Consider the following 7,940-nt stretch of genomic DNA (forward strand, 5'->3'; position numbering starts at 1 on the left):
TATTGTTAAGAAGGTAGTAATTATAAAGCTTTCTTAAAAATGCCCACATTAATTTATAAAATTAACAAAGGAGGAACTGAAGATGAAATCTTTAATGAGTTTTATTCCAATGATTTTATCATTGGCAATTGCAACTTTTATTTTTGCACCTATAAATAAAAGTTTAAAATTATCAGATAAAATAGCAAAAATTATTCCTACAACACCTAAATTTAAGCCACTATTTATTATAGCTTGTATATTTTTACTTTTACTTACAATAGGAATACTAGGGTTATATGTAATACCAATGAATAATTTAACTTACTACATATTAACCGGAATAATAGCAGGCATTGGCATTAGTATAACAGTTGAAATTTCACCAAAGCATCATAAATAATATAATACTATTAAATGGATAAAGAGGTTGTCCAAAAACTTATTAAAACTAACAAACATTACTAAACCTAAGATTAGGTATTGATTGAATGTTTTTTATTTTAAAGTTTTGGACAACCTCTTTTTTTATATTCTAATTATAAAAAAAGGATAAGTTTTAATCTACCCTATATTTATAAATGACACTAATTATTTTTTGATTTCCACTCGTTTAATTGTTTTTGTGTTTCATCTTTAACTTCATTTATACCTGAATCATTTAATTTTTTTTAAAATCATTTAATCAAACTTCAGGATCTATAGAACCAGTATATAATACTTTTTCAAACTCTTGTAACACAGTGATTATTAAAGCATTTTCAGTATTAAATCTAAATCCTGTTCTTCTCTTTATTCATCTCTAAAATCATATTTACCATTAGGTAAATCTATATTATGACTATTTATAGAGATTGTATCCTTATCAATCCAAGTCATATTTGCTTCATTTATATGATAATCCCTATATATCTCTTTTTTACTTTTCCCTTCATTTAAATAACACTTAACTGACCAATCTACTGTCGCTCCTCCATTGATAAGATAAGCCTCAACCTTATACTTTCCGTCACTAGATACTGTTTCTCCTAAAAATTCTTCACTTGCTTTAGAATCTTTAAAACTCTTCCTAAACGTCATTATTGATGATGATATTTTAAAAGTAGACACTCCTACAAATATTAAAAGGATAATACTATAAACTCCCCATCTAAACTTAAAGTTCTTATACTTTAAATATTTATTAGTCTTTTTTCCCTCCACAATATTCCTCCTAACATATTAAAATATAAACCTTAGATTAATTTTATATAATTTATCACATTAAATCCACTAATATTTAACCAATAACTCATTCCATAATACATCTAAAATTTATCTAAATTATAAAAATCATTTTATTAACATTAGTTATATATTTAATTTCGCAAATTAATATATTATTAATTGTTTATTAATACATTTTATTACTTTTATACCAATTTTGTTTATTTTTTGACCAGTTATGTAAAACCTATTGATTAATTCATTATTATTTTTTAATATAAGATTAAAATTTAAATAAAGATTTTAAGTAAGGAGAAAATATTTGAATGCTTATATATTATTGTATTGCTTTAATAATACTTTTAACTATACTAATGACTGGGATTGTTAATCCAATTTGTTCATTTTTTAACGGAGATACTGTCATTAGATTTAATGGAATTCTCTACACAAATTTAAATGAAGAAAAATATAAAAAAATATTATTTTCAACATTTTTAAATTTCATTATTCTAATATTATGTCTATTTATAGTATGCTCTAAATTTAACCATTTTTTCCCTATTTTTTCAACTATATTATGCATAGTATTTTTACAATACTATATACTAAAGCCTCTAAAATAAAAGTTATTTAGAAAATCTTATTTAAATAATTCCTCAATTAAATAATAATAAAAAAATTCAACATAATTTTAAATATTTTGCTTCATATAAAATTAAGAAGGGATTTGTATTTACAATACAAATCCCTTCTGCTTTACTTAAATTTTAAAATTCTCTTTTAACCTATTTTTATTATCTACTTACTAAAGTTGAAAGAGTAGCTACATATTTTCCATCTAAATCCTGATATACTGCTGATATACCATTAACACCTTCTTTTAAAAGCTTAGTATCTATTTCTAAATTTCCATTATTTAAAGAAGTTTTAACATCAATTTTTGATACATTAATCTTTGATTCAACTGTAGTTCTTATACTTATTTCATTAGGAAGTAATTTCTCTCCATCTTTTCCTACAAAAGCTTCATTTATAACATATTTTCCATTAACTTCTTTTGGTGATTCTATAACTATATATTGTTCTTTTATACTTACATCATTAAGTTTCTTTAAACCTTTTATTTGAGATATATCCTTTATTTCATTGTAGTCAAGATTTAAACTTTCTAAGTTTATAGCATATTGTAATCCTTCTAAGCTTCTTATTTCCTGTCCTGCTGCTGATAAATTCTTTAACTTATTTATATCTCCTCTTGTTATTACATCACTTGATAAATTTAATTGACCTTTTATAGCTTTTTTCAAATTATTATCTGGTATATTAACTTCTTCTGTTAAATCAATAGCCTTCTCTAATTTATTCATAGAATCTATAAGCTCTAAATTTGTAGAATCTATTAATGATTGTTCTGGATTAGGAGTTTCTAATACTTTGTTAGCTTTTTCTAAAACAGTTTGTAATTCATTAAAGCTTTCTTCAGTATATAATTTTCCATCTAAGCTATTTGCTTCCTGAGCTGTTTTTTCTAAAGCAGTAAAATCTTTAGGAGCTGCATATAAAAACTTAGCATCTGCCCAGTCTGCATGGTCTCCTCCATTTCCATTACCACCATCTTTAGCAACTAATTTAAGTTCACTTACTCCAACTACTGGAATTAAAACATGCTTTCTTGGAGTACTTGAATTCATAACACCACTATCAAATACTTTTTTACCATCAGCATAAATTTCAAAGTTTACTGATGAAACTTGTGAGTGTTTCATTTCTCTATCTACACCAACATATGTTTCAAACATTCCATAATTTTTGCCTGATAAATCATATACTATTGTTGAATTTGCATGAGTTCCTAATCCTTTATTATATGTAACTTCTTGTCCATTTTCATCTAATAAAGTTATAGTACGATCTTCAACACTTTTATCTTTTCTTACACTTCTCCATCCTGAATTAGCTGATTTCCATTCTTTATCACTTATATAGTCACTTGCATTAACAACTGATACGTTTCTATCTAATGTTACTTTATTTCCATGAGAGTCAGTAACTTCATATGATACTACATAGTTACCTCCTCTTTTTGTGTTTACATTATTATTTATAATTTTTATATCCTTTGTTATATCTCCATCTTCCGGATCATTAGCAACTATTCCTTTTAACGGTTCAAATGTATCTCCTATATTTAAAGCTACATCTTCACCAGTTAATATTGGCTTATCGCTTGTAGTGTAAACTTTAGCATCAGCCCAATCTGCATGATTACCAGCATTTCCATTACCACCATTTTTAGCAACCAACTTAAGTTCACTTGCTCCTGCTATTGGTATTAACACATGTTTTCTTTCAGTGTTAACATTCATAACGCCACTATCAAACACTTTTTCCCCATCAACATAAACTTCGAAAATTACTGATGGTGCATTAGAGTTTTTCATCTCTCTATCTATACCAACATAAGATTCAAACATTCCATAGTTTTTACCTGATAAATCATAAACTATTTCTGAATTTGCATGAGTTCCAAGACCTTTATCACATTGAACTTCTTGTCCTTTTTCATCTAGTAATGTTATAGTATTTCCTTCAATACTATGGTTTTTATTTACTTCTTTCCATCCTGAAGTAGCTTTTTTCCATTCTTTATCACTTAGATTTTCAGCTGTAGTTATAGTGTATATTTTTCTCTCTTTTTCAACTTTATTTCCATCTTTGTCTACAACTTCATATACTACAGTATATACTCCACCTCTATTTGGTTTAAAATCACTTGATTTTACTTTTATACTTGATGTTAAATCTCCATCTTCTGCATCTTTTGCTGTAACACCATTTAATACATTAAATTCATCTTTAACATTAATTATTGCATTTTCAAGTTCTATAGTAGGTTTTGCATTGTTTGTAGTCAATTTAGGATTAGCTATTACTCCATGGTCTAAAGTTCTTCCATTTCCAGCATCAGTTACCTTTATTACTAATTGTTTTACTCCTTTAACTGGAACATTTATATAGCTCATATTATCTGCATGTTTTAAAACATCAGTAGTAGCTAAAGTTTTACCGTCAGCTATTACTTCAAATTTTATGCTAGAATTATTTTGTGCTTCTATTCCTCCATCAACTCCAACTAAAGCTTCAAAATTATCATAGTCTTTTCCTGATAGATCATAAGTTATTGTTCCATTTGCATGTATTCCAAAACCTTTTTCAAAGTCTTTTATTTCTCCATTTACTCTACCTTTTATATTTTTATTTCTTCTTGGAGTTCCCCATTGAGTTTCTACTTTTGTCCACTCTGAATCTGATAAGTAATCATAATCACTAACTACTTCAACTTGTAAACTCTTTTCAGATGATATTCCTCTGTCATCTGAAATGTACTTAACTTCATATATACCAGATTTATTAGTATCTACATTACTTTCAACTTTTACATTAGAAGTTAAATCATTTCCTTCATAGTCTAATGCCTTAACATAATCTAGAGGATTAAACTTTTCTCCTAATTTTAGAGTTATTTTCTTTTGTTGAACATTTATACTTGGCGCAAATGAATTTACTACAAAAGCTTTACCTGTTCCTAGGTTAATATCATATGGTATTACTTCATACTTAGAATTTTTACTCATATCTGCATTTGTATCTGTGAATGTATTAGTTGATGTAAATCCTATTACTTCACCATCTTTTAATATTTCATAACCTAGTAAATCAGACTTAACATCATCATTTACATTGAAATCTAACTTAATTCCATTATCAACTTTGTTTAATGAAACATCTAAACCAGTATCTTTAGTAAATCCATTACCTTTATAACCAATCTTCTTATTGTTTAGATACCATATTTTCTTATCTGGCTTTTTATATTTGCTAGTTTCTTTTTTAGTTTCTTCATTAACTTCAAATCCATGTCTAGCAAAGTATTCACTTAAATCTTCTCCAACAACTTCTGATGAGAATTTAACTAAGTATTGCATTTTAACATTGTTAGGATTTTCACTTCCTAAATCAACATTTCTCTCTCTGTATAATTTATTTAGTTGTGTCCAGTAACCTGGTTTATACATTTCTAACTGCCAATATACAGCTAAGTTTTCAAAATACTCACCATTTGTATATTTATTAGAATTCTCACTTATTACATTTTTATAAATCTTAGACTCGTATGGTATTCTTTGATCTATATGATTGTAATAAACAGACATATACATAGGTAACATATTATTTGTAACGTCTCCGTATACTCTTGAACTTACATCCATTTTATGCCCTATTTCATGAGTTAATCCCCATGATGGTCCTCTATCTTCAAATGGAATTAAGTGATTAGCCATTACATCTCCTTGAACTCCTATATGTCCATTAGCTGCATACATATATCCAAATGGTTGTGCTAATCTAACATTTTCTCTTATATATTTAGGATCATTTTGTTCACTACTTCCATCTAAACCATAATATTTAAATATTTGTTCCATATGAGTATTATAAGATTTTATTGTATCTAAAGGATTTACTCCTTGCTCTATATAAGCTTCATATGCGCCTGTTGTAGTACCTGTCCATACTATGTGATCACTTACAAACTCAAAAACATCTAATACTTCTCTATCTTTAACATTTGGATGTTTTGCTACATCTTCATCTATTGACTTTTTGTACTCTTTTAAGAATTCCTTAAACTCTTCAATATTAGTATCTTTTGTAACAAATGGGAACTTATGTCCAGAAGCAAATCTTAAAACTGGTGCTTTAGTTTGTTCTTTACTAGTATAAGGATTTACTATGTATATTGATCCTCCTTTAGTTACATCATGATTATACCATTTATCTTTTCCTATTTCTGGAACAGTTATTACATTCTTACCAGGTTTCAAGTTCACAGTTCTTAACCAATTACCGAAACTTGCTTCTTGTTGAGAAAATGCTAATTTTGGCAATGGTTGTGTTGGATCTGCATCTACATAAACAGTTATTATCTCTCCTGGTTTTGCATATATTCCTGTTGGTTGATTGTTGTTACCAAATCCAAACTTTAAGTTTTTGTTAGCATGTGCTACCATATCTCCATGTTGCTCTGCAGTAATAGTCTTTACATTTTCTAACTGTCCATTAAGTATTTTGTGTGCTAATTCAAACTTTTCTGTAAATAAAGTTTTTAAAGGATGTTCATTCACTTCATTTTCTAAAGCTGTTAATTTTTCTTCTGTATTAAAGTCTTCTGATAATTCATTCATTAATCTGTTTGTAAATAATCCATTGACTTTATCTAATGTTTTATCTTCTTTATATAATCCAAACTCACTAGCACAAGCCCAATCTTCATAACCCTTTTTAAATACAAATTTAATTCTTCTAAACTCTGTTGGATTAAACTTTATCTCTAGAGAATTTTGTGTTGGAGTAACTTTACCACTAGTTACCTTTTCATAATTATCGCCTTTTGTTGTTCTTGATGCATATATATCAAAGGCTTCAGCAAAACCTCTATTTGTGCCACGTGGTGATGTATATACTATTCTGTTTAATGTAGTTAATTCATTTAACTCAATTTCAACTTCATTTGTAAAGTTTTGTGTATTTTGTTTTCCTGAATGCCATTTTGTATTAAAATCTCCATCTATAGCTTTATCTATAGATTCTGATGCATATTGTCCACCATTAGTTTTTATTGATTTTATTTTACTCTTATCTAACTTATAAACAGCATCATAAGCTGGAAGTAATTCATTGCCTGGGTTTAAGAAATCAGATATTTTAGCATCAGTATATTGAACTTGTTTATTTTCAACCATTAATCTAGCATTATCTAAATCTTCTTTATAATCATTATAAAGAGGATGCTTCTTAGCTTCTTCTTCTAAATTTTCTAATTTATCTAAAGTGTTAAATTCTTCAGATACTTGATTCATACTACTATCTGTAAATAATCTATCCATTTTATCACTTAATACGTCTTGTTTATAGAAAGATATTTCTGATAAAGTAGCCCAATTTTGATCTGAATTTTTAAATTTAAATTTCATTCTTTTAAATTTAGTTGGATTAAACTTAGCTTCAACTAATCCAGATACTTTGTTATAGTCACCAGTTGCTATAAGTTGATATGTATCTCCTTTAGATGTTGTAGAACCATATATTTCAAATTCATTAGCAAATCCTTTATTATCAGATTTTCTTGCTCCATAGACTACTCTGTCTAATTCTACAGGCTCTTTAAACTCTACTTCCACTTCATTTTTAAAATCATTTGTGTTTGATTTATTTGTTTCCCAGTATGTATCTAAATTACCATCTATAGCATTATTTATTACTTGTCCACCATAATTACCCGCATTATTCTTAATACTTTTTATATTACTATTATCCATTTTAAATAACTTTGAATAATCTTCATTAGAATAATATTTAAATTGTCTTGTCTTTGATTTTGTAGACTCTACTTTTTTTCCACTTATTACTTCCCTAGCATTGTCTAAATTCTCTTTAAAACAATCATAAAACGGATGCTCTTGAACTTCTTTTTCTAATATTTCTAATTTTTCCAAACTATCAAACTCATCAGATACTTTACTCATAGTATTATCTGTGAATAATCTATTCATCTTGTCTAGTTTATTATCTTCTTTATAAAACCAAAACTCGGATGCACTTGCCCAATCTTGATTAGCTTTTTTAAATACGAATTTAATCTTCTTAGCTTGTACTGTGTTAAACTTAAACTCCATAAGGTTTCCTGTTGA

Annotated in this window: 4 protein-coding genes; 1 reads left to right on the forward strand and 3 read right to left on the reverse strand. The window is 27.1% G+C overall.

Features of this window, described 5'->3' with window-relative positions:
- The first annotated feature begins 82 nt into the window (after positions 1–82).
- Positions 83–382: a hypothetical protein gene (locus Q1J60_RS09500; protein ID WP_300261302.1), complete on the forward strand. Its 300-nt coding sequence runs from the start codon at positions 83–85 to the stop codon at positions 380–382.
- 184 nt (positions 383–566) lie between these two features.
- Here the strand turns inward: Q1J60_RS09500 and Q1J60_RS13040 are convergent, their stop codons facing one another.
- From Q1J60_RS13040 to Q1J60_RS09510, 3 genes are all read right to left on the reverse strand, one after another.
- Complete coding sequence (locus tag Q1J60_RS13040; RefSeq protein WP_423249127.1) at positions 567–629, reverse strand: hypothetical protein; 63 nt, start codon at positions 627–629, stop codon at positions 567–569.
- 142 nt (positions 630–771) lie between these two features.
- Positions 772–1,182 carry a DUF5412 family protein gene (locus tag Q1J60_RS09505; protein WP_300261305.1) on the reverse strand — a complete coding sequence of 137 codons (411 nt, stop codon included), beginning with the start codon at positions 1,180–1,182 and terminating at the stop codon, positions 772–774.
- Between the two features lie 800 nt (positions 1,183–1,982).
- Positions 1,983–7,925, reverse strand: coding sequence for an NPCBM/NEW2 domain-containing protein (locus tag Q1J60_RS09510; protein ID WP_300261308.1), 5,943 nt, complete (start codon positions 7,923–7,925; stop codon positions 1,983–1,985).
- Positions 7,926–7,940: the final 15 nt, after the last annotated feature.

It is taken from the genome of Clostridium sp. (assembly GCF_029258205.1).
Lineage (GTDB): Bacteria > Bacillota > Clostridia > Clostridiales > Clostridiaceae > Sarcina.